We start from the raw sequence: 682 nt of genomic DNA on the forward strand, positions 1-682 counted from the left end.
GTCGAGGCCTATGCCGCGACGCTCACGGGCGCGCAGACCGCCGCCCGTGCGGCGGCGACCACGGCGAAGACGCGCGCGGAGGGGCGGAAGGCCGGGCTCGACGCGCGCTTCCAGGCCGAATCCGGCGTGGACCCGGACGCGGMGGTCGCCAACCTCATCAAGCTGCAGACCGCCGACGCCGCCAATGCGCGCGTCATGACCACGGCGCAGCAGATGTGGGACGCGCTGCAGGGCGTGGGGCGCTAGGGGAGTTAAGCCATGACCATCGACCTGCTCGGCAGCGTGGCGCGGGAGACGGCGGTGCTGCGCACACGCCTTGCGACGCTGACGCGGCAATCCGCCGACGGGCTACGCGCGCAGAACCTCGGCGATCTCGGACCGGAGGTCTCGCGCCTCGTCTCCCTGCGCGGCGAGGTCGGCCGGCGCGAGGTCTACAAGACCTCGATGGACCAGGCGCTGGGCCGCACCGGCATCATGCAGCAGGCGTTAGGCAGGCTCACGGAGATCGCGCGCGATTTCCATTCGACGGTGACGCAGCGGATCACCAGCGAGGACCCGAACTCGCTCGCCACCGTGCAGGCGCAGGCGCGCGCGGCGCTGACCGAGATGGCGCATCTGCTGAACACCCGGCACGCCGGCGAATACCTCTTCGGCGGTACCGACCTCACGCATCCGCCTATCC

Annotated in this window: 2 protein-coding genes; both read left to right on the forward strand. The window is 71.5% G+C overall.

Going from position 1 to position 682, the window contains the following annotated elements:
- The coding region (locus AC1DWF_RS34930; protein WP_476843054.1) for a flagellar basal body rod C-terminal domain-containing protein at nucleotides 1-246 on the forward strand (246 nt) is incomplete at its 5' end.
- A gap of 12 nt (nucleotides 247-258) precedes the next feature.
- The coding region (locus AC1DWF_RS34935; protein WP_476843055.1) for a hypothetical protein at nucleotides 259-682 on the forward strand (424 nt) is incomplete at its 3' end.

This window comes from Aminobacter sp. P4_D5, from assembly GCF_056401815.1.